16 protein-coding genes and 1 pseudogene are annotated in these 20860 nt (G+C 60.1%); 3 read left to right on the forward strand and 14 right to left on the reverse strand.

All coding sequences use genetic code 11. From position 1 onward, the window contains the following. Window positions 1-14: 14 nt before the first annotated feature. Genes OHL11_RS12630 through mdcA form a run of 7 tightly spaced genes read right to left on the reverse strand, consistent with a single transcriptional unit; the run spans window position 15 to window position 6064 of the window. Window positions 15-629, reverse strand: a complete 615-nt coding sequence (locus OHL11_RS12630) for a malonate decarboxylase holo-ACP synthase (RefSeq protein WP_263371862.1) — start codon at window positions 627-629, stop codon at window positions 15-17. Beyond that, a complete protein-coding gene (locus OHL11_RS12635; protein WP_263371863.1) occupies window positions 626-1564 on the reverse strand; it encodes an AEC family transporter in 939 nt (312 codons plus the stop codon). Before OHL11_RS12635 ends, OHL11_RS12630 begins: the two co-directional genes overlap by 4 nt. After that, window positions 1561-2430 carry a biotin-independent malonate decarboxylase subunit gamma gene (locus OHL11_RS12640; RefSeq protein ID WP_263371864.1) on the reverse strand — a complete coding sequence of 290 codons (870 nt, stop codon included), beginning with the start codon at window positions 2428-2430 and terminating at the stop codon, window positions 1561-1563. The genes OHL11_RS12635 and OHL11_RS12640 overlap by 4 nt, the downstream gene beginning before the upstream one ends. Continuing rightward, window positions 2414-3226, reverse strand: coding sequence for a biotin-independent malonate decarboxylase subunit beta (locus OHL11_RS12645; protein WP_263371865.1), 813 nt, complete (start codon window positions 3224-3226; stop codon window positions 2414-2416). The genes OHL11_RS12640 and OHL11_RS12645 overlap by 17 nt, the downstream gene beginning before the upstream one ends. Further along, on the reverse strand, window positions 3223-3531 hold the full coding sequence (gene mdcC / locus OHL11_RS12650) for a malonate decarboxylase acyl carrier protein (RefSeq protein WP_263371866.1): 309 nt from the start codon (window positions 3529-3531) through the stop codon (window positions 3223-3225). Before mdcC ends, OHL11_RS12645 begins: the two co-directional genes overlap by 4 nt. After that, on the reverse strand, window positions 3524-4402 hold the full coding sequence (locus OHL11_RS12655) for a triphosphoribosyl-dephospho-CoA synthase (protein WP_263371867.1): 879 nt from the start codon (window positions 4400-4402) through the stop codon (window positions 3524-3526). The genes mdcC and OHL11_RS12655 overlap by 8 nt, the downstream gene beginning before the upstream one ends. Beyond that, window positions 4403-6064, reverse strand: coding sequence for a malonate decarboxylase subunit alpha (mdcA, locus tag OHL11_RS12660; RefSeq protein WP_263371868.1), 1662 nt, complete (start codon window positions 6062-6064; stop codon window positions 4403-4405). 137 nt (window positions 6065-6201) lie between these two features. Between mdcA and OHL11_RS12665 the strand changes: the two genes are divergently transcribed. Further along, entirely contained in the window at window positions 6202-7134 is a 933-nt protein-coding gene (locus OHL11_RS12665) for a LysR family transcriptional regulator (RefSeq protein WP_263371869.1), read from the forward strand. A gap of 28 nt (window positions 7135-7162) precedes the next feature. Here OHL11_RS12665 and OHL11_RS12670 read toward each other — a convergent pair whose 3' ends face one another. The 6 genes from OHL11_RS12670 to ilvD form a co-directional block, all read right to left on the reverse strand. Then, the gene (locus tag OHL11_RS12670) at window positions 7163-10321 is read right to left on the reverse strand and encodes a beta strand repeat-containing protein (protein ID WP_263371870.1); all 3159 of its coding nucleotides are present in this window, start codon (window positions 10319-10321) and stop codon (window positions 7163-7165) included. 73 nt (window positions 10322-10394) lie between these two features. After that, complete coding sequence (locus OHL11_RS12675; protein WP_263371871.1) at window positions 10395-12596, reverse strand: beta strand repeat-containing protein; 2202 nt, start codon at window positions 12594-12596, stop codon at window positions 10395-10397. Between the two features lie 16 nt (window positions 12597-12612). After that, window positions 12613-13857 carry an SGNH/GDSL hydrolase family protein gene (locus OHL11_RS12680; RefSeq protein WP_263371872.1) on the reverse strand — a complete coding sequence of 415 codons (1245 nt, stop codon included), beginning with the start codon at window positions 13855-13857 and terminating at the stop codon, window positions 12613-12615. Window positions 13858-14289: 432 nt separating this feature from the next. Further along, complete coding sequence (locus OHL11_RS12685) at window positions 14290-14697, reverse strand: hypothetical protein (protein ID WP_263371873.1); 408 nt, start codon at window positions 14695-14697, stop codon at window positions 14290-14292. Between the two features lie 181 nt (window positions 14698-14878). Continuing rightward, entirely contained in the window at window positions 14879-15229 is a 351-nt protein-coding gene (locus OHL11_RS12690) for a barstar family protein (RefSeq protein WP_263371874.1), read from the reverse strand. A 617-nt stretch (window positions 15230-15846) separates the two neighbouring features. Beyond that, window positions 15847-17700, reverse strand: a complete 1854-nt coding sequence (gene ilvD, locus OHL11_RS12695; RefSeq protein WP_263371875.1) for a dihydroxy-acid dehydratase — start codon at window positions 17698-17700, stop codon at window positions 15847-15849. A 91-nt stretch (window positions 17701-17791) separates the two neighbouring features. On the opposite strand from ilvD, the gene OHL11_RS12700 reads away from it, so the two are divergent. Continuing rightward, window positions 17792-18718: a LysR family transcriptional regulator gene (locus tag OHL11_RS12700; protein WP_263371876.1), complete on the forward strand. Its 927-nt coding sequence runs from the start codon at window positions 17792-17794 to the stop codon at window positions 18716-18718. A 411-nt stretch (window positions 18719-19129) separates the two neighbouring features. On the opposite strand, the gene OHL11_RS12705 is transcribed toward OHL11_RS12700, so the two are convergent. Then, complete coding sequence (locus OHL11_RS12705) at window positions 19130-19510, reverse strand: winged helix-turn-helix transcriptional regulator (protein ID WP_263371877.1); 381 nt, start codon at window positions 19508-19510, stop codon at window positions 19130-19132. Between the two features lie 219 nt (window positions 19511-19729). Here OHL11_RS12705 and OHL11_RS12710 point away from each other — a divergent pair. Beyond that, window positions 19730-20836 (forward strand): annotated as a pseudogene (locus tag OHL11_RS12710) (IS3 family transposase); the annotation flags it as partial. Window positions 20837-20860: the final 24 nt, after the last annotated feature.

Genomic DNA, 20860 nt, shown 5'->3' on the forward strand with positions numbered 1-20860 from the left:
CCCGACCCAGGGGCTTACTGCGCCCAGGGATCTCGCACGAGGCGCACACCTTCATTTGCGCGCAGTAAAAACTTGCGCGAGTTAGCGGCCAGTTCCGCAAGCGCCACAGAGCCTTGTGGCGCTTGCACCTGAACATCTACGTTGCACGGAAGATCTTCCGTATCGTTGAGCAGCTTTGCCCATACCGCATTCGGTGGTGGGACATCCAGACGCAGGAGCAGATCAAGATCGCTTGCAGCATGTAGCGTCGATCGGCCGGAGGCGAGCGCGAATCCCACGCTTCCGACGGGCCCCCACGCGTACGGCAACTCCTTCCATCGCTGCTGTAGCCGTTGCAATGCGATCAGCGCAGGCATCGTTGGGTCATGGTCCTCACAGCGCAGATCTTGCGGTCGATGGACGGCCTCGATGTCGGCGAGGCCCAACCATGCGGCATAGCGCTCAGATCGTTGCTTGCCTCGGACACCCACCGCGATGCGACCTTGCATGAGTCCAGGACGGCGCACCACGACCAGCGGAGCCCACTCCAACCAATGATTGATCGCCTCCTGGTCTGCGGCGTTCTCCGCCGTCACACAAGACGCAGCCGCAGGCTGAAGCAGATCGTGAATGCGAACCTCTTGCTTCATAGGCGATGCGCCAGGTGCACAGCCAACGGGAGCGTTGCAGCCCCGAAGAGGGTGCTGAGCACGAGCGTAGCGCCAGCGTCACAGGAGCGCAGGCCTTGCCGCGCACCAAAGACCGTTCCGAAGAAGCCCGCAGGAACGCAGCTCAGTAAGAACAGTTGTTGTGCGAGCGTGCCGTGCACTCCGAACCAGCGCATCAATAGCCATACGATCACGGGTTGAAGCAGGTTCTTCGCGAGGACAGAGACAGCCGTGGTCCACGAGAAGCGAAAGCGCTGCGCCGACAGAATCAAGCCGGTGAGGAAGAGCGCAATGCCGATCGTTGCTTTGCCAATGAGATCCAGCGAGGATGCGATGACAGGCGGCAGCGTATATCCGCTGAGCGAAAGCAGCAGTCCCAGCAGCGGCGCCACGATGACAGGCCGACGCAGCGAATGAAGCAGCGCGTGGCGCATGCCGACGCTTGCTGCAGCACTATCACTCCGCTGCGCGTCCAGTTCGAGCAGTACGAGCGTGACGGGCGAAAGCACCAGCGCGCCGACGACGATGCCGGACATCACGACCAACCTGCCACTGGGACCTTCGATGCTCGCGACGAACGGAAGCCCGATCGCTACATTGTTGGCGAAGGCACTCGTCAGCGCGAGCACTGCGGCTTCGCCAAGTCCAAGCTCTCCAAACTTGCGAGCAAAGAGGAAGACCAGCGCGTAGATCGCTAGCATCGCGACGAGCAGGATGCCCATCAAGGGGAGTTGCGACGCGAGCATCTTCGGGCTGGATGAACCGACCCCAAGAAACAACGAGCATGGCAGCGCGTATTGCATGAGCAGCGCGATGAGTTGCTCAGGGCGCTGGTTATCGACGCGTTTGCGCAGGCCAGCATACACGCCAAGCGCGAGCACCACGAGCACCGGCAGTAACGGAAGGATCGCGTTCATCGCACCATGCCGACGGCGTCGCCGCCAGCCATCACCGCATCGGCCGCTTCCCACTGCGCGCGCATGGCTTCCACCACCGCGTTGGTTCCAACGCGTAATGGGTTACCGGCGACGCTGCGTGCGCCTGGTTTCAGAGCTGCAATTTTTTCTGCAAGTACCTGCTTCACGCGTTGCACCTGCTCCTGCGTTGGTGCATCCGCATCCACGCCTTCAATCAGCGCATCGATGATACCCAAGCGCGCAGCGTCTTGTATCGCATAAGACATGGGCGTGACGCGCGTCGCAATCTCCTGCACTTTGGCGACGCTTTGCCGCGTGATGCGCGCGATCGAACGCAGTCGCATCGCCTGCATTTCTACGCCCTCAGCCTGCAGCGCGAAGATCGCATCCGCCTGAAGACCGTGCGCCAGGAACGAGCCCGAGAACGCTCCTCCGACGACGAGCGTTACAACAAGATGCCCGCAGCGGCGAGCTGTGTCATAAGCTGCGATCGAAGCTGCGCAGGCAGCAGAGATACAAGCAGCTTCTTCGTGCCGACCGAGCGCTTGCCCAGGTGTGTCCACGATGGCGAGGAGGGGCGTCTTCTGCGTTGCGCTCCTTTCGGAATCCACCAACTCACGTACCGCGAGCGAGAGCTGCAGCGCCTGCTCGACACCCATCTCGCCATGACGTGCTCGCGCAGAAAGGTTGGCAGCATCTTGCACGACGGCAAAAGCGCGAACGCGTAGTGACCCCAACAACACTTCGGCGCTCTGCACACAGGGAGCGGACCGCGCCGGAGTTTCCGCCGCGAGACACTCCATCCATGCCGCGGCACGGTCTACGGTGACTGGCCCTGCGTGAACTCGTTCAGCGGTGATCGGCATCTGCGCCCTCCCAGTTTGATCGCCATGAGGCGAGTTGTTCTGCAGGCGAAGGACGTGTGGCCTGCACCAGTTCCCCCTTGAGCGACGCGGCGACGGCATCTCGCAACGCCTCGGTGTTGGCTGGTACAAGCGCGTCGATCCATCCCGCTGCTGCGCGAGTAGAACAGCCATAGATGGACCACACCAGCTCGCGATCATCTGCGTTGAGTTCAGCCGCGCCTGCTTCCTGCTCGATGACCTCCGGGCCGTTCATGCCGTAACGGGCATAGCGCGTGCCGATGATGTGCGTGCAGAGCGCGGCCGCGAGCGACATACCTCCGAAGCATCCGACCGGCCCGGCGATCACAGCGACGACCGGCGCATGTTCGCGAAGATCAAGGATCGCGCGTTGAATATCCGCAATGGCCGCGAGTCCGAGATTCGCCTCGTTCAAGCGCACGCCGCCGGTCTCTAGCAACAACACCGCGGGCATCGTCTGTCCTGCGAGAGATGCTCCCGCTGCAAGTTGCAGCGCGGTGGCAATCTTCGCACCTCCAACTTCGCCAATGCTGCCGCCTTCGAATGAAGCCTCGATCGCAATCACGACGGCCTGCATCCCCGCGATGAAGCCGCGCGTCACGACGACACCATCATCTGCTTGTGCGACTCGGCCGGAGAGTTTGAGCCAGGGTGAAGCGATGCGATCAAAAGGGCCGAGCAGTTCTACACGCGGCCGGCCTTTGTCCAGCAGGGCAGCTGTGCGCTCGCGCGCCGAGAGTTCAAGAAACTCTGCAGAGTTGGAGAAGCTTCCGCTCATGCTTGCACCTCCACCTGCGTTGCTTGCTCCAGCGCTTGTTCGAGCCGCAGCCACACAACGCCGGGAGTCGCGCCGTGGTCGCGAATCTCAAGCCGCACTGCAACCGGGTGCTGCGCGAAGAAGCGCGCCAGTACGGCCTCCCACGTCTTGCGATGTCCCGCAACGTTGGTGACCACATCTACCTCAACCTGTGTGTCGGCGGGTTCCAGCAAGACCTCGAGATCACCTGACGCAACGACGCCAACATGACTCCGGCGAGTCACGCTTTGTTGCGCGGGCAGTTCCATCGTGAAACGTTCAAGCATACTTCGATTCCTTCTCCATACGATCGACCAGAAGCGTTGCCGCCAGCAGATCAGCGGATCCACCCGGTGAAGCCCATAGCGAAAGCAACTCCTGATCCAACGCGATGATGCGCTGCAACCCGGCATCTGTGGCAGCGCCACCCAAAGCAGAAGCCTCCGCCGCGCCGACTTGTGCGGCCAGCAGTGCCGCGCGGCCTCCACGATGTAACAAGCAAGTATCTTCGAGCTGGGCCATGATCGCGAGCAATGCGTCTACGCGTGCGGCTTCTTCGCTGGCTCCTCGCAGGCGAGCGCCACGCAATGCAGGAACGCCGACGCGCCACACATGCGGGAAGCCGCTCATCGCTTCTCCTCGTGCGCCCATAGCGCCATATGTTTCCTGTGCGCTCCGCCCGTGCGAGCCGGTCTGCACGCATTTCGCATCAGGCATTCTTGCAATGGCGCCTGCAAGATTGCAGAGTTCTTTTACCGAAGTCGCACCTTGCGCACCCGCTGCCACCAGCAGCCCAAGCGCCCAGATGGCACCGCGGTGCGTGTTCACACCCTTCGTCACGCGAAGCATCGCAGACTCTGCATCGCGCCCAAGTGCACCGAGCTCTTCGCGCAACTCTATGCTGAGCGTCTTGCGAACAGCCGCCTCTGCCATCGCGATGAAGTGCGGCTCCAGCGCCACTGCGGAGCGCTCCATCAGAGGCAAGGAGAGATCATGATGTGCGCCCACGCCGCGGCGATCGACGAGACCGGGCTTCGGGGTCGCGCGCGCCTCTTGCAACAGAGCTTCCACCGCGAGCGCGCCCAACGCTGCAGGCTGCATTCGCGGCGGAGTCCACCACGCGACGGTCGGCGCTGCCACTGAATGAAATGTCTGCATCTACCAGTTCCTGAACTTTGCGGGCGGACGATAAAGTCCGCCAGACCACTCTACGAGGTCGGCCATATTGCGCGCCGCAAGCAGTTTGCGCGATGCCTCAAGGCTGGACACGCCTACATCCGCAGGAAATGCGACCGTGCCGGCGCGGCGAAGACGCTCCACCATCGCGGGATTGCTCCGCAGTCCTACCGGGCTCACGCCCGCGACCGCAGCCAACGCGGCGCGACGCTCTTCCTCGCCCTCCGCTTTGTACAAGTACGCGATCCCCTGCTCCGTCACAACGTGCGTCACATCATCGCCGTAAATCATTACCGGCGCGACCGGCATACCGCTCTTGCGCCCCACATCCACAGCGTCCAGCTCATCGACAAACGCAGGAACGCCTCCATACTGGAACGTCTCAGCGACTTGCACGACAAGCTTGCGACCTCGTTGCACAGGTGCCTGCCCACGCAGCAACTCCAGCCAGGCCGCGCTCGCGTGACGACGACCGCGAGGATCGTGCCCCATGTTCGGCGCACCTCCAAAACCTGCGATGCGGCCACGCGTTACCGTCGAAGAGTTGGCGTCGGCGTCCATCTGCAACGTGGAGCCAATGAAGAGATCCACACCATATTGCCCCGCAAGCTGACACAGCACACGGTTGGAACGCAGCGATCCATCGCGGCCCGTGGCGAAGATATCCGGACGCGCGGCGATGTAGCTCTCCATGCCCACCTCGCTCCCGAAGCAGTGAATGCTTTCCACCCATCCACTTTCGATCGCCGGAATAAGCGTCGGATGCGGATTGAGCGCCCAGTTGCGACAGATCTTGCCACGCAGGCCGAGACTCTCGCCATACGTTGGCAACAGCAGCTCAATCGCCGCAGTGTCGAAGCCGATGCCGTGGTTCAGCGAGGTGATGCCGTGCCGCTCGTAGATGCCGCGGATCACCAACATCGCCATCAGGATGTGCAGTTCGTTGATCTGGCGCGGATCGCGCGTGAATAGCGGCTCAATGGCATACGGCTTCGGCGACTGTAAAACCACATCGATCCAATCGCCGGGGATGTCCACGCGCGGAAGCTCGTCGACGATCTCATTCACCTGCACGATGACGATGCCATCGCGAAATGCAGTCGCTTCCGCAATCGTCGGCGAGTCTTCCGTGTTCGGGCCGGTGTAGAGATTGCCGTTGCGATCAGCACAGTCCGCGCAGAGAAACGCCACTCGTGGCACAAGATCGATGAACATGCGCGCATACAGTTCGACGTACGTATGAATCGCGCCGATCTCCAGCAGTCCATCTTCGAGCGCCTGAGCGAGGCGCAAGCTCTGCGGCCCCGCAAATGCAAAGTCCAGCTTGCGTGCAATGCCACGCTCGAAGAGCGAAATATGCTCGGGCCTGGAAAGGCTCGAGATGAGCAGATGCAGGTCGTGAATACGCCTGGGATCGAGCTCAGAAAGTGCGGTCGATAAGAAGTCCGCCTGCTTCTGGTTATCGCCTTCGAGTACGACGCGATCGCCCGCCTCAAGTACGCCTTCCAGCAGTGCTGCGATGTCTTCGCTCTGTGCAATTTTGCCTGCGAGAAAAGGCGCAATGCGCTGCATTCTCCGCTGCTTTTCCGCACGCCGCAGCGTCCACACTCGCTGCTCTGCGGGTACTGCTCGTTCGCTACTCATTTCGGTCAAAGCCACTACCTACGCCCCAAAGTGAAATCAATTACACGTGCGTTGTGGTCGATAAATCTATTGAAAACAATTGAGGCCTGTAATAAGGTTCGTAAATCATTCACGGAGGCCGCATTTTGACGCCGAATATGAGTCCCAGACAGCTTCGGTCCTTCATCGCAGTCGCCGAAGAGTTGCACTTTGGCCGCGCCGCGAAGCTGGTCCATCTCTCTCAGCCCGCGCTCAGTCTTCAGATCAGTGGGCTGGAGCAGGACCTTGGCGTGCAGCTCTTCATTCGCTCGCGCCGCAAGACTGAACTGACGCCCGCTGGCCAGGTCTTCCTGTCGGAAGCGCGTGAACTGCTCGCGCGTACCGAGCAGGCGACGCTGCGTGTGCGGCGTGCGGCGCTGGGGCAAGTGGGTACGCTGCGCATCGGCTTCATCTCGACCGCAGCCGCGGTCATCATGCCCCCCTTGGTGAAGCGCTTTCGCGATCAGTATCCGCACGTTGAGGTCGAGCTGCGCAACGTCCTGACGATGGACCAGATCACGCAGTTGCAGGAGCGCAAGCTGGATGTCGGCTTCCTCCGCGTTCCATTGCCCACGCCGCCGCAGATTCGCATGCGCGTCGTGCATCGTGAACCGTTCGTGTTGCTGCTGCCTGCCAACCATCCTCTGGCGACAAAGGCACACGTCACGCTCGCCGATTGCCGCGACGAAGATTTCGTGAAGTACACGCGCAAGATGGCACCCGGCTTCCACGATCAGATCATGCATATCTGCCATCGCAACGGCGTAACTCCCCGTGTGACGCAAGAGGCTGCTGAGATGTACACGCTGATCTCGCTGGTGGCTGCGGGTATGGGCATCGCCATTGCGCCAGCCTCCATTGCGCTGCATCAGACCGAGAACGTGGTCGTACGTTCGCTGCCGAATGAGAGCACGGAGTCGGAGATTGCAATCGCTTGGAATCGTGAGGTCGTATCGGCGACAGCGCAACTCTTCCTCGATATGCTGCTCGAACGCAGCGGTAAAGTTCGGACGGATAAGACAAAAAAGAAGCGGGAAAAGCCTACGGCCTGATCCCGCTGTCTCTCGAGTGCAACATCGTTTACTGCTGGCTTACGCTGACGACAGGCGTTGCGGCAGTGCTCGCCGTGATCGACACAGCACGCGATGCCGTGATCGCGTAGGCGACACCTACCACGGTACTGCTACCGTTCGCGTTGAGCGTGATGCGTCCATTCGTGTCTTCGAGATAGATCAAGCTGTTGCTCGTCCCCAGGGCCAACGCGCCCGCAGGCGAGCTGCTATCCAGCGTCGTCGTCAGCGTGCCATTCAAGCTGGTATTGACGCCACCTGTACTGAGCGTCCACGCGAAGTCGCCGGAGCTCAACGTTGCAGGCGCGGGCGAAGCCAGCGTGAAGGCGCCGAAGGTTCCGCTGAGCACCGGCGGAAGCGTCGACGTTGCCGTCTGTGCTTCGTAGGTGATCAGCGCGGGGTAACTTGTCGTGGACGCGGGATCGAGCGCAAAGCCAGCGTTCGCCGCAAACGGATAGAGCACCTGGCTTCCCAACACAGTACGACCGTTTGTTGCGGTAGTGTACGTCGCGGAAGCCGCGCTGGTTGACGTCAGCGTTCCCGCGCGGTTCGCATCCTGCGCGACGGTCGCTGTTCCACTGCTGGCGAAAGCGACGCGTGTAAGGACAGCGTTGGTCGCCGAAGGCAGCGTGGTGGAACCATCTCCGTTGGCGGCCTGCGCTTCATAACCGATCATCGATCCTGTCAGAGTTGCTGCGGTGTAGCTCGTGACGGTCTGCAGCTGTGCATCGCCCGCAAGCAGCGCTGACGAAGCGTGAGAGTCGCTCGACATCCAAAGAAACTCGTTGCCGTTGACGATGTAATAGACGAAGTCCACCGGCGCGCCCGCGAAGCTCGTGCCGGTGAGCACAAGGTGCATCGCGCCTCGTCCTGTTGTGGATGAGTTGGAAGCGTAGATGCCGGTGAAAGTGATGCCGCTGTAGCTCGTGCCATAAGCTCCTGCATCCATCGCACCAGCACTCAGTACCGCAGTGCCATCGGAGGTCAGCGTACCCACAGCAGCCAACGGGCCAAGCTTCACGCCACTCGCGCAGGCAGCGCAGGGTGATTCGCCGGAGAGGCCGAAGGCATACGTGCCCTTCAAGCCGGCCGCGTTGAACGAAGCTGCGGTCTGGTACTTCGCGAAGCCCGTGAGGTTCGTGGTTCCCGCCGCGCCACTCGCGTTGTCGAACTCGCTGACGGCGAGCGAACGCGCGATGGAGCTCTGCACATTCGAAGCCGCGATGCTGTACACAAATGTTCCCTGCGTGTTGGTCAGCACCATAAGTCCGCGATTGTCTGCGCCCAAGGTGTAGGTGCCCGTGGTCGCCAGCACAGACGTTACTCCGGATGAAGCATTCGTCTGAAGCTCACCGCTCAGGTTGCCTGCTCCGTCAGCCTTCAGGCTGCCGATGAGTGCAACACCAGGCATGGCTCCTGTAGCGACAGAGTTACTTTGGCCGCGCAGCAGCATGGCGTAAGGTCCGTTGAGCAGAGCGTTGTTCGTACCGCTGGCCAGCGCGGTGCCGATAGCCAGGGTGTAGCTGCGGCTCGTGGTGGCAGCAGTTGCCTGCGAGTCCTTCACCTGGGCCGTGAAGCTGAAGCTGCCCGCGTTGAGGGGCGTTCCGCTAAGCACGCCCGCCGTCGACAGCGTGAGTCCCTGCGGCAACGCGCCGCTGGTGATGCTCCACGTATACGGCGATGCGCCGCCCGTAGCTGCAAGCGTTGTGGAGTACGCCGAGCCAATGTTGCCGCTCGGCACGGTCGTGGTGGAGATCGTCAAAGCGGCCAGTGCGACGACCTGCAACGAGAGCTGCTTGCTCACGGTGTAAGGCGTGGAGTCCGACGCCTGCACCGTAAAGCTGTACGTGCCCGCAGTCGTTGCCGTGCCGCTGATCACACCTGCAGAGCTGAGCGTGAGGTTTGCAGGCAGCGTCGATCCGCTCGCCAGCGACCACGTCACAGGCGCGTTGCCGCCCGAAGACGCGAGCGTTGCAGAGTAGCTGACACCTGTCGTCGCGTTGGCGAGCGTGGTTGTCGTGATCGCCAGCGTAGAGGTCACAATTTGCACGGTGTACTGCTGCGTTGCTACCTGCTGCGGTGAGCTGTTGTCCGCTACTTGTACGGAGAATGTGTAGGACGCTGCGGTGGTGGGTGTGCCGCTCAGTACGCCAGCCGTGGAAAGAGTGAGTCCCGCGGGGAGTGTACCGCTCGCCACGCTCCAGGTGTAGCTCGGCGTGCCACCAGTGGCAGCAAGGCTCTGCGAATAAGCGTTCTTCAGCGAGCCACCGGGCAACGTCGTCGTCGTGATGTTGAGTGCGGAGTAGACCGTGAAGCTCAGCGACTTGGTTGCGGTTTGCGGGGTGGCTTCCGTGTCGGTCACCTGCACGGTTATGGTGAACGATCCAGTCACCGTGGGTGCACCACTGATGAGACCCGCAGCACTCAGCGTGAGACCCGCTGGCAGCGAGCCGCTCGTGATCGTCCACACATACGGTGCAATGCCGCCCGAGGCATTCAACTGCTGGCTATACGCCTTACCCGTTACGCCATTGCTGATGGAGGCCGTCGCGATCAAGAGCTGGGGCGCGGTCACGACGATCGTGAAGGTCTTCGTCGCCGCAACGGGGGTGCTGGCTGTGTCCTGCGCCTGCACCGTGAAGGTGAATGAACCGACGGCGGTCGGCGTTCCGCTCAGTGTGCCTGCGGCCGAAAGAAGGAGACCCGTCGGCAAGGTGCCACTCGCGATCGAGTAGCTGACGGTGCCGCTGCCGCCCGTCGTGAGGATGCTCGCGTTGTACGCTGCGCCCAGCGTACCGTTCGACAGCGCTGTCGTGGTGAAAGCGAGCGCGGGCGAGAGGTTGATCTGCGTGGATGCAGCGTACAGCGTGTTTGCCACAGGCATCGCCGTCACAAAACTTGTGGTTGCAGCGGTGATCGTCGCCGGCGCGGTGTAGACCACGGTCTTCGACGTGGCTGCACTCAACGTTCCCACAGATCCGACCGACCAGGTGACGCCCGCATTCGAGGCGTCGTTGTTCACCGTTGCAGTGAACGTCGCGCTTTGCCCAGCATCGAGTGTGACCGAAGGCGTGGGCGAGATCGTGTCGTAGATGATCGGGTTGCCATTGCCGCAACCAGCGAGCAATGCCATGACGAAGAGCGGAAGAAGTCGAAACGCGCGGCGCATATGTTTTGTTCTTTCAGCGAAGAGAAGGCGAGACGCACAGGCGCGGCCTCGGCGCCTGTGCGTGCGGATAAGACTAGGGCTTGGAAGCAAGCGTGAAGTTAGCGATGCCCAGCGAGAGCGGCGTGACCGTTGGCGCAGCAGCGCCCACCATCATCGTCACGTAGCCCACTGCGCTCGACGCGCCCGGGAAGGTGAAGGTCGTGGAGTTCGCGACCCAGACATTGCCCGAGCCATCGACTGCGATACCACGCGACCCCACCAGTGCACGGCGATAGGTCGTTGTGCCGGACACATATGTTCCGCCGTAAAGACCCGTCGTCGGCGAGAGTGCTGTACCGGCGTTCGCAAATGCCGACACCGTACCCGTAGAAACTCCACCGGAGGTTGCAGTCGAGTTCGAAACCCAGGCGTTGCTATTCCCATCGAGCGCGATGAACCACGGCGTCGAAAGCCCGCCACCAGCGTAGTTCGACCACGTGATCTCGCTGTTGATGTTCGCAGCCGTGAACGACGAGCTATAGTTCTGCGTCACCTTCGTCAGCGAGTAGTGCGGCCCAGAGGTATCACTGCTCACGTAGTTCTGGTTCACGATCCAAAGGTTGTTGTTGTTGTCCACGGCGATGCCTGCGGGCGTCGACATGAAGTTAAAGCTGTTGCTGTTCACAGCAACCTTCGAGGTCGTGTTGCAGATCGCGTTCGCGATATAGTTCACCGGCGTGCCTGCGCCCGCTGCGTTCGAGCTTCCGGCCACACCGTAGGCCATCAGAATGCTGCCGCCGTAGCCGCTCGTCGTGCCGCCCAGCGCTTCGCCCGAGCAGCCGTTGTAGTTGATTGCATACACGAAAGAGCCGCCGTTTGACACGGTGTAGTTCGGGTTCTTCGCCGTGTTCGGATTGTTGCTCATGTCGATCGCAACGCCATACGGTAGGCTCGTCGTGGCCACGCCTGCGACAGGGGTCGTCGTGCCCACAGGAATCTCATAGAGCTTGCCACCGCTCGTGGTGTACCAGGCGTTGTTGCTGCCGTCGACGGCGATGCCTTCTGTGGAAGCGCTGCCTGTTGCCACAGCGGTCGTCGCTCCACCATTCGCTCCACCAGCAGAAGTAGAGCCGGTAAACTCCACCACAGATCCGCCGGTTTGGTCCGTCACCCAGGCGTTGTTCGCCTTATCGACAGCTACCTGATACGCGACCGCGAAGTTCTTTGACGCGCCGCTCAGCGTGTAGGAACCTGTGCTCGAAAGCACATTGCCCGTCGGATCGAGCTCTGCAACGGCTGTGTTCGCCGCCACCCAGGCATTGCCAAACTGATCGAGCGCTACAAAACGTGTCGCCGAAGTTCCGGTCTGAAAGCTGAGGCCGATCGTCCAGTCATTCACCGTGGTGGAGTACACCGGGTACGGCGAGGTGGCGCTGATTTGCGAAAGCAGCGACGTACCCGCTGTCGGATTGCGCGCGAGATATAGCGCCATCTGCAGCGTGTCTGCGGGTGCTGTTCCGCTTCCCGTTGTCGCAGAGATCACGGGGCTGCACGTCGCAGCAGCCGTGCCTGTGGAGTTGATGCAGAGCGCAAGGATGTCAGCCAGCGCATTTACCTGCCAGTACTCCACGTTGATCGCGCTGCCAGAGGTGTTCGTGCCGGGACTCGTGCCCGTTGAAGGGTTTGCCAGCAGGCTCGCCACCTTCATCGCGTTGGCAAGTCCCTGCGCGTTGCCTGAACTGGTGCCAATGGCGAATGACGGTGTGCCGCTTGTGGCGGAAGAGTTGAGCGACGTGCCGACAGTCGTGGAAGCAAACGCCTGCAACGCCCACACCGCAGCGACGGTCGTCACTTCGTTGATGCTGATGTACGTCGACGACGACAAGCTGGAGCACGGGCCCAGCGCGGTCATCATTGCAATCGTGTCGTTGCTCTGCCCCGTACCGATCTGCGGATCACCACCCGATGCCGTGATGTAAGCATAGGAGTTCGCCGGGCAGGTATAGCTACCCAGTGAGAAGCCACCATTGCTGTTGCTCGTAGCCGATGCCAGCAACGACGGCGTCGCGCCGTAACCCGACGCGCTCGCAGCCCAAAGCTGCACCTTGCTGCCGTTCACCGGTTGCTGCCCACCGAAGGCGCTGCCATGCAGCGTTCCGCCCGAGCCATCGAATGTCGGGCCCGAAGTGGTCGCGACCTTGCCGAAGTCTGCACTGCATCCCGCAAGCAGGGCACTCAGCGCGATCCCCGCGCCGGCCACTGCAAATTGACGCACCGTGTGTGTAAGTCTGTTCATCTTTCGCTTCCTTCCCCTACTGAAACAAGTCAAGTGAAATGCTGTCGGCCATGGCCTGATACCCCGCATCGTTCGGGTGCAGGTGATCGCCGCTGTCGTACTTGGCGAGGATGCGCGCGGGGTGCTCAGGGTCGCGAATCGCTGCGTCAAAATCCACCACTCCGTCAATCTCCCTGGAGTGGCGCGCCCATTCGTTGAACGCCGTCCGCGTCTTCTCCCAGCGAGGGTCTTCGGCGCGGTTCTTATCGGCGTGCTCAAACGGCGTGATGGTTCCTGCAATGAACTTTGCGCCGCGATCATGCGCGGCCTGCGCCATCAACTTGAAGCCCGCCTCAAGCTGCTCCGCGGTGACGCTCTCTTCCATGGGGATCGCCCCTGAGCCAGGCTGGCGAATGTCATTGCCGCCTTCAAACGCGACCACATACTTCAAACCCGGCTGCGCGATCACGTCGCGGTTGAAGCGGCCTACCGCAGCATCGCCCCACACCGGTCCCCATCCACCGCGACCTGCATGAAGTACGCGATTGCCCGAGACACCGAGGTTCACCACCGCAGGAGCATTGGCCCCACGCGCCTCCTGCAGACGGCGCCAGAGATCATCCGTCCAACGGCGGTTCTGGTTCGGCGAAGAGTGCGCGCCATCGGTCGTCGACGAACCAATCGCCGCGATCGTATACGGCGCAGTGCGCGAAGCCACCTCTACGCCCATCACGACCAGTCGCAGCGGCGTCTTCTTCGCGTCGGCAAGCTTCGCCGCGTTCGTCTGATCGCCCTTCGCCTCAAAGCCCGTCTGCAACGCCATGTAATGCACGCTCGGTTGGCTGACCTTACCGCGCACATAGAAAGTCACGGCCAAATCCTTGCCTGCTTCAACGGGCAGATTCGCGGCATCTGTCACCAGCCACTTGCCGGGCGCAACCGTCATCTGAGACTTGCCCGCGGACTTCAACTCCACGCTCTGCGCAGGATCGATCTCGCCATCCTTCATCGCAGGCGCGACACGAATCGCGTCAATCACGAGTGGTTGCGTCGAGAAAGTATTCGACAAGCGCACGCGCACGGCGAGCCCCGAGGCGGTGAGATGCACGACCTCGCGCACGGTCGTGTCGCCGAGTTGGGTGTCATCGAAATGCGGCTCTTCCTCGGCGACGCCACACGGCGCAGCGGCCCACGCCGACACCCAGCGCGGCGCACCTACCTGCGCCAACAGCGGCCACGCGCACACAGCCAGCGCGAGCACACCCCAAGACGATGCGTTCAAGAATCTACGCGACAAGAAAACCCTCTTCCCCGGAACGGAGAAACAGTATTCGCCGCTACATCGATATGTAAAGCCGCATTTATCTATGGAATTGTTTTGGGATTCTTATCAACCGATTTGAAAACCGCCATCGCTCCGAGCGCATGGAGATGCTCAGCGCGACAGAATCAATGCGCATCATCGATGCCCACTTGGCGACCAGATAGGCCTTGAACTCCGCGGGAACAACTACGTTTGCAGTTTGTACTTGGGGCGTAGCAAAACCTCGAATCAGAGGGATGGCCCTTGATCCGTGTATCGCCGACTGCCTCTAACCCGCTTCGCGACTGCGAAGGGCACTACATGGGGAAGGATCGCGCGACTGCGCTCTGAGGAAGAGCGCAGGTCGATTTTGCATTGCAAGCAAAATCAACCTCCGAAAGAGTGCGGAACCTATGACCACGGCATAACCGACCTTGAGACGCATTTGCAGCCATCTTCTACTCTTGGGCGCGTCCACTTGCCGTTCAAATACATGCCTTTGCTGGTTTCGTACTTCTTGCCGTTCGCCGCACGATGGGCAGCGTCACGCTGCATGTCCGACTCAGAAGGGTTACGAGGATCGTTCATGCACGGAGCCGCGTACATCCAGATGGCGTGGGTGATGCCAAGAGAACCCCGCCGCTCTTGTTCAATCATGGCCGTAGCCTTGTCATTTAAAGACAAAGCAACCTGCCCGGCTTGCCCGCGCGTCATTCCAGCGATTTCCATTAGCGCGTTAGAAAGCAGGTGCAAATCTTTTCCCGCGGAGACAGAGCGCAAAGCCGCCTGATAAATCGCTTCGACATGCTTCTTTGGCAAGCCGAGCGATTGAAGTTCTTTCGCAGGTCGCTTTTGACTGTCTCCGTCACCAATGCCGGGTCAAACGCAACCGTCGGGATGGCTTTGAGTTCCTTCCCAGAGTGGTGTTCTTCCGTCTTATTGCTGTCAGAAAATAGGCGTCGAAGCCAAGACACAGTTCATTCTCCCTTGAGAGTTCATCTCAAGATTCCCGCGTGTACCAAAAGCTCAGTGCGAGGACAGACGGAGAGCCGACCTCCAGCCTTCGCCAATTTACGAAAGCAGCGCACTCGATCAGCGCCTTATATTGCGCCGGGCATCGAACAGCAAAGCTTGCCACGTTCGCCAACTCAAGCGTGAGAACCTTGCCGGGTTCACAATGAACGTTCGACATGCCATCATCTGGGGCGTCGAGCGAAGTCATACAGTCGATCCAAGCGTCCATGTTCCTGCCATAGAACGCAGGGAAACCGAAGACTTGAGCAAACTCGCTATGAAACGACTCCCAATCTCGTATGTTCTTGCAGTCTAAGGAAACCTTTGCAATAGTCACTGCTCAAGCATAGAGTTTGCACGATATACGGGTATACCCCAATTGACTTGGTACGCCCGCACTGCGGGGCGGAGCACCCGCCTGCCAAGCTGGATTCCTTGAAATACCGGGTTTTCAGATGGAGTCTGTTCTACCCGCGCCGGGGCATCCGAAGAGCGATCTTTGGTATGTACCGGTACAAGACATAGCCCGCATCGTGCCATTCCTAAGTTATTCATTTGTATTGATTTAGTTGGTGGGCACAGCAGGATTCGAACCTACGACTTCCACCGTGTGAAGGTGCCGTGCTAAACCTAAGTTATTGACGGTAAAAGGGATATTTGACGGTAAAACCGGCAAAACCGGCCCAAATGGCGGTATTTGCCACAAAAATGCCACAAAGCCATAGCGAACTGATGTGGGTATTTGGGTTGGTTTGCGGGGAACCAACCCTGCTTGGCTTATGAGCGAAAAGCGGCCTAGATTGCCCGTCCCTCTTCGATTCACTGGACGCCGTAAACTGATCGCCATCTCGACAGACCAGAGCGCGAGATTAGTGCAGTGGCCTGTACGCATCAATGGAGAGCCCGTGGGGACGTCGATAAACATAACTGGCTTGAGCCGACAGGCTCCGATGGTTAGTTCGACCGGAGCTTGCCGACATCCCGAATAGCACCCCGAGCTGCGTTGCTCGTCAGCGCAGCGTATGCCTGAAGTGCCGGTGAAACGGCCCTTTCACGTTCGATTGGCTTCCACGCCCTGGAGCCACGAGCTATCATTGCCGCGCGGCGCTCTTCAAGAATGTCTTTGCTGAGTTCAAGCTGAATGGAACGAGACGGGATATCGATCTTGATCGTGTCGCCGGTTTCGACTAGGCCAAGGAGGCCACCTTCGGCGGCTTCGGGAGAAATATGGCCGATGGAAAGCCCGGAACTTCCTCCGGAGAAACGCCCGTCCGTAATCAGGGCACAGGATTTCGCCAGGCCCTTCGACTTGAGGTAACTGGTCGGGTAAAGCATCTCCTGCATGCCAGGGCCGCCTTTAGGACCTTCGTAGCGAACCACAACAACATCGCCTGCGGTGACCTGATCGCCCAGAATTCCATCGATAGCACCTTCCTGGCTCTCGAAGACGATTGCTTTCCCCGTGAGTACAAGCATGGATGGGTCCACACCCGCTGTCTTGACGATGCAACCTTCTGGGGCAAGATTGCCGAAGAGAATGGCAAGACCACCATCCTTGCTGAACGCATGCTCCGCAGACCGTATCGCGCCGGTCTCACGATTCTTGTCGAGTTCCTCCCAGCGGGCGGACTGCGAAAAGGCCGTCTGAGTGGGGATATTGCCAGCAGCCGCACGATAGAAGGTGTGAACCGACGCCTCCTCTGTCCGCATGATGTCCCAATCTTCAAGGGCCTTCCCAAGCGTGGGGGCATGAACCGTGGGCACATTCGTATCGATCAGTCCGGCCCGGTCAAGTTCGCCAAGAATCGCCATGACGCCGCCCGCGCGATGGACGTCCTCAAGATGTACATCGCTCTTGGCCGGTGCAACTTTGCAGAGGCAGGGTACTTTGCGGGACAGGCGATCGATATCCGCCATCGTGAAGTTCACTTCGCCTTCGCTGGCAGCCGCCAGCAGGTGCAGCACTGTGTTTGTCGAGCCGCCCATGGCAATGTCCAGACTCATGGCATTCTCGAAAGCGGCGCGGCTCGCAAGGCGACGGGGAAGCACACTCGCGTCGTCCTTCTCATACCAGCGCTTGGCAAGATCGACGATCAATCGACCGGCGCGTCGAAATAGTTGTTCCCGATCGGAATGTGTCGCCAGAACGGAACCGTTTCCTGGCAAGGCAAGCCCCAGAGCCTCTGTGAGACAGTTCATGGAGTTGGCAGTAAACATGCCCGAACAGGAACCGCACGTTGGACAAGCAGACCGCTCAATCACAGCCACGTCTGCATCGCTGTAGTTGCTGTCTGCGGCGGCAACAATGGCATCGACCAGATCGAATGCTTGTTTGCGATCCTTCACCGTGGCCTTTCCTGCCTCCATCGGGCCGCCCGAGACAAAGATCGCGGGGATGTTCAGCCGCATGGCAGCCATCAACATTCCTGGCGTGATCTTGTCGCAGTTCGAAATGCAGACGAGGGCATCTGCGCAGTGCGCATTGGCCATGTATTCGACACAATCCGCAATAAGCTCACGCGACGGAAGCGAATAGAGCATTCCGCCATGCCCCATGGCGATGCCGTCATCGACGGCAATAGTGTTGAATTCCTTCGCGACACCGCCCGCTGCTGCAATCTCGCCCGCCACCAGCTGGCCCAGATCTTTCAGATGAACGTGCCCAGGAACAAATTGCGTGAAGCTGTTGGCGACGGCAATGATCGGTTTGCCGAAATCTCCATCCTTCATCCCTGTCGCTCGCCAAAGGCTGCGAGCACCTGCCATATTGCGGCCGTGGGTGGTTGTCCTTGAACGGTAGGGCGGCATGCTCTCTCCTGGAAGAAGCTGATCAAAAGGCTAGCGACTCGGGGGAGGGTTGTAAAATATATTATTGTCGCGTTATTAGGTCGTCATACATATGGATCAACGACAGCTCAAACACTTCTTGGCGGTTGCGGAAACATTGCACTTCGGTAAAGCGGCAGACCGCCTTGGGATGACGCAGCCACCGTTGAGTCAATCCATCAGAGCTCTGGAAGCTGAGATCGGTTCGCCCCTCTTTGTGCGGACGAATCGCAGCGTGTCGCTGACTTCTCTGGGAGCCGAGTGGCTGGGTCCTGTTCGCTCCGCGCTCGATGACCTGGAGAACTTGGCCCGGCTGGCGCAACGCCTTCGCAGCGGCGACACTGGCCGGCTCGAAGTATCCTTCGTCAGCACTGCCGACTACAGCATCTTGCCAACGTTGGTGCAACGTTTCAGGCAGCTCTATCCGGCGGTCGAATTGCTGCTTACTGAGGCGACCAGCGATGTACAAATATCAACTCTGCTTGAGGAGAAAGGCAATGTAGGCATCATCATCCGGGATGTCCCAGCACTGCCTAAAGGACTTTCCTATCGTAAGCTCGTTTGCGAATCACTGATTGCTGCAGTCCCGGAAGACTGGATTACGCAGGGCCGCATCACTCCTGTGAAAGGTCGACTGACCTCAGCCGAGATGACTGCATCGTCGCTGGTCATCTTCCCGCGACGCGTTGCCCCTTCTTTCTATGACCTCGTTATGGATTACTACGCCGCCCACGGAGGCGACGTTCACATCATCCAACATGCGATCCAGATGCAGACCATCATCAGCCTGGTTTCGGCTGGAATGGGAATCGCGCTTGTACCCGCATCGATGCGTCACTTGGCGCGTTCTGGGGTGGCCTATCTGGCCTTGCAGAGCAAGGCACCTCAGCTCGAATCGGGGCTCATCTGGCGTGATGGGGATTCAACTTCCACTCTCGCCAATTTCCTCCGCATTGCAACCAAGTCTCATGTTGCAATCCGGCAGACAGGGACTTCATGATCCGCGAGCGGGGGTGCCTGTCGCGAGCGCCTCAACGCGTGCATCATCGCCAATGCACTCACCGAGTGACTGAATGGTAGCTAGAAGTCCGCATGCTGTCAGCGGATATTACCCTACGATTCGCACCTCTGCCGTGACAGCTAAGCTGGATCGCGTAACTTGTTGATACTAGGCGGATGGTTCCCTGAGCGCCTTATTGGACCCTCGGCAACGGTTATTGGACCCTTAGCGGACCTACGACCTCTGCCCTCCAAACCTTTGCCCAGACCTTTCTCTTTAGGCAAAGGTCGCGGGTCCAGATGGAATTGGCCCTACTGTCCCCCAGAGTCTCGTCTGTCATCCGGCACCCCCTACAGCTTCGACGGCCGATTGGATTTCAGTAGTTCGGAACCGTGGCACAGCCGTAATCCGCTATTTACGTGCGGCCTTGATGCTTTCAATTTCATGAAACCGTGCACCCCAACTAGACAGACAATCGAGCAACGTCCTTACTTCATCGCGAAGATCTGGATGCAGCTCATACTCAACATGCAGGATGAGTTCACTAAAGTCTTTTCTTGTTACGATTCCGCTGGCCTCAAGTCTTCTCAGGCTTTGAGTCAACATTTTCTTAGACGCACCAGGGATGATTCGTCCCAACTGTCCGATCCGAACCGGACCATGACGCATGGCACAAAGGATATGCACCTGCCACTTTCCTTGCAGCAATACTTCCACAGTCCGTTGCGCGCACCGGACGTAGGCTCCCTTTTCGGAGGAACTATTTGTCTTTTCCGCTTTCGCTCGATTCATGAAGGTAGCCGGATTCCACAAGGTAGAGTTCAGGAATAGCTAGTGGTAGTTGCAGGACAACATCAGTCGCGACAGCGCTCCCGAACGCTTCATTCGCTACTCCTGCATCTGCTTTTCAACGAGTTTGATCGCTTCAGACTGTGGCAGATTTCCCAGCTCCGAGAGGGACCTCTGGAGTGCCCGGCTTGCTTTGGACCAGTAGCTAAGAGAGAACTGGACATGGGACGAGGGAAGAAATACCAGCCTGAGCAGGTGGTGAACCTGTTGCGGCAGATCGAAGTGGCGGTGGCGAACGGGAAGACGACGGCGCAGGCGTGCAAGGAAGCCGGGATTGTGGAGCAGACCTACTTCCGTTGGCGCAAGGAGTACGGAGTACGGCGGTCTGCAGGTGGACCAGGCGAAGCGGCTGAAGGAGCTGGAGCAGGAGAACACGAAGCTGAAGCGCCTGGTGGCGAACCTGAGCCTGGATAACCTTGTGCTGAAGGACCTCGCCTCGGGAAACTTCTAAGCCCGGAGCGACGGCGCTGTGCAGTAGACCATGTGCAACAGAAGCATGGGCTGACGGAGCGGCGAGCGTGCCACCTGGTGAACCAGCCACGGGGCACGCAGCGCTACCGGCCGGCACGGCGCGAAGACGAGGATGCGCTCACGCAGGTAATCGTCCAGCTTGCCAGCCAGTACGGCCGCTATGGCTACCGCCGCATCACGGCGCTGCTGAAGCGGGCCGGCTGGTCGGTCGGCAAGGACCGCGTGGAGCGTATCTGGAGTCGCGAAGGGCTGAAGGTTCCCCAAAAGCAGAAGCCGCGCGGGCGGCTGTGGCTCAACGACGGCTCGTGCGTGCGGCTTCGGCCGGAGCGGCCGAACCATGTGTGGAGCTACGACTTCGTCAGCACACGAACGCACGATGGCCGCAGTGTGCGCATCCTCAACCTGATCGACGAGTTCACTCGGGAGTGCCTGCTGGTGCGTGCGGAGCGGCGCTGGTCCAGCGCCAAGGTGATCGGCGCCCTGGCCGACGTGATGGTCATCAAAGGCATCCCGGAGCACCTTCGTTCCGACAATGGCCCCGAGTTCGTGGCCAGGGACCTGCGTCAGTGGATCTCCGACACAGGGGCCGGTACCCTGTACATCGAGCCGGGCTCTCCGTGGGAGAACGGCTACTGTGAGAGCTTCAACTCCAAGCTGAGGGATGAGTTCCTCAACGGAGAGATCTTCTACTCGATCAAGGAACTGCGCGTGCTGGCCGAGCGCTGGCGCGTCCACTACAACACCGTCCGGCCACACTCTTCCCTCGGCTATCGGCCACCGGCGCCCGAAGCCTGGCTGACTTCAACCCCGGGGCATGGAGAA

The sequence above is a fragment of the Granulicella cerasi genome (genome assembly GCF_025685575.1).
Taxonomy (GTDB): Bacteria; Acidobacteriota; Terriglobia; order Terriglobales; family Acidobacteriaceae; genus Granulicella; species Granulicella cerasi.

What these genes read in the sequence shown, in the direction of transcription:
- OHL11_RS12630 (WP_263371862.1), bottom strand. Translation starts at nt 629, where the DNA reads ATGAAGCAAGAGGTTCGCATTCACGATCTGCTTCAGCCTGCGGCTGCG.
- OHL11_RS12635 (WP_263371863.1), bottom strand. Translation starts at nt 1,564, where the DNA reads ATGAACGCGATCCTTCCGTTACTGCCGGTGCTCGTGGTGCTCGCGCTT.
- OHL11_RS12640 (WP_263371864.1), bottom strand. Translation starts at nt 2,430, where the DNA reads ATGCCGATCACCGCTGAACGAGTTCACGCAGGGCCAGTCACCGTAGAC.
- OHL11_RS12645 (WP_263371865.1), bottom strand. Translation starts at nt 3,226, where the DNA reads ATGAGCGGAAGCTTCTCCAACTCTGCAGAGTTTCTTGAACTCTCGGCG.
- mdcC (WP_263371866.1), bottom strand. Translation starts at nt 3,531, where the DNA reads ATGCTTGAACGTTTCACGATGGAACTGCCCGCGCAACAAAGCGTGACT.
- OHL11_RS12655 (WP_263371867.1), bottom strand. Translation starts at nt 4,402, where the DNA reads ATGCAGACATTTCATTCAGTGGCAGCGCCGACCGTCGCGTGGTGGACT.
- mdcA (WP_263371868.1), bottom strand. Translation starts at nt 6,064, where the DNA reads ATGAGTAGCGAACGAGCAGTACCCGCAGAGCAGCGAGTGTGGACGCTG.
- OHL11_RS12665 (WP_263371869.1), top strand. Translation starts at nt 6,202, where the DNA reads ATGAGTCCCAGACAGCTTCGGTCCTTCATCGCAGTCGCCGAAGAGTTG.
- OHL11_RS12670 (WP_263371870.1), bottom strand. Translation starts at nt 10,321, where the DNA reads ATGCGCCGCGCGTTTCGACTTCTTCCGCTCTTCGTCATGGCATTGCTC.
- OHL11_RS12675 (WP_263371871.1), bottom strand. Translation starts at nt 12,596, where the DNA reads ATGAACAGACTTACACACACGGTGCGTCAATTTGCAGTGGCCGGCGCG.
- ilvD (WP_263371875.1), bottom strand. Translation starts at nt 17,700, where the DNA reads ATGCCGCCCTACCGTTCAAGGACAACCACCCACGGCCGCAATATGGCA.
- OHL11_RS12700 (WP_263371876.1), top strand. Translation starts at nt 17,792, where the DNA reads ATGGATCAACGACAGCTCAAACACTTCTTGGCGGTTGCGGAAACATTG.
- OHL11_RS12705 (WP_263371877.1), bottom strand. Translation starts at nt 19,510, where the DNA reads ATGAATCGAGCGAAAGCGGAAAAGACAAATAGTTCCTCCGAAAAGGGA.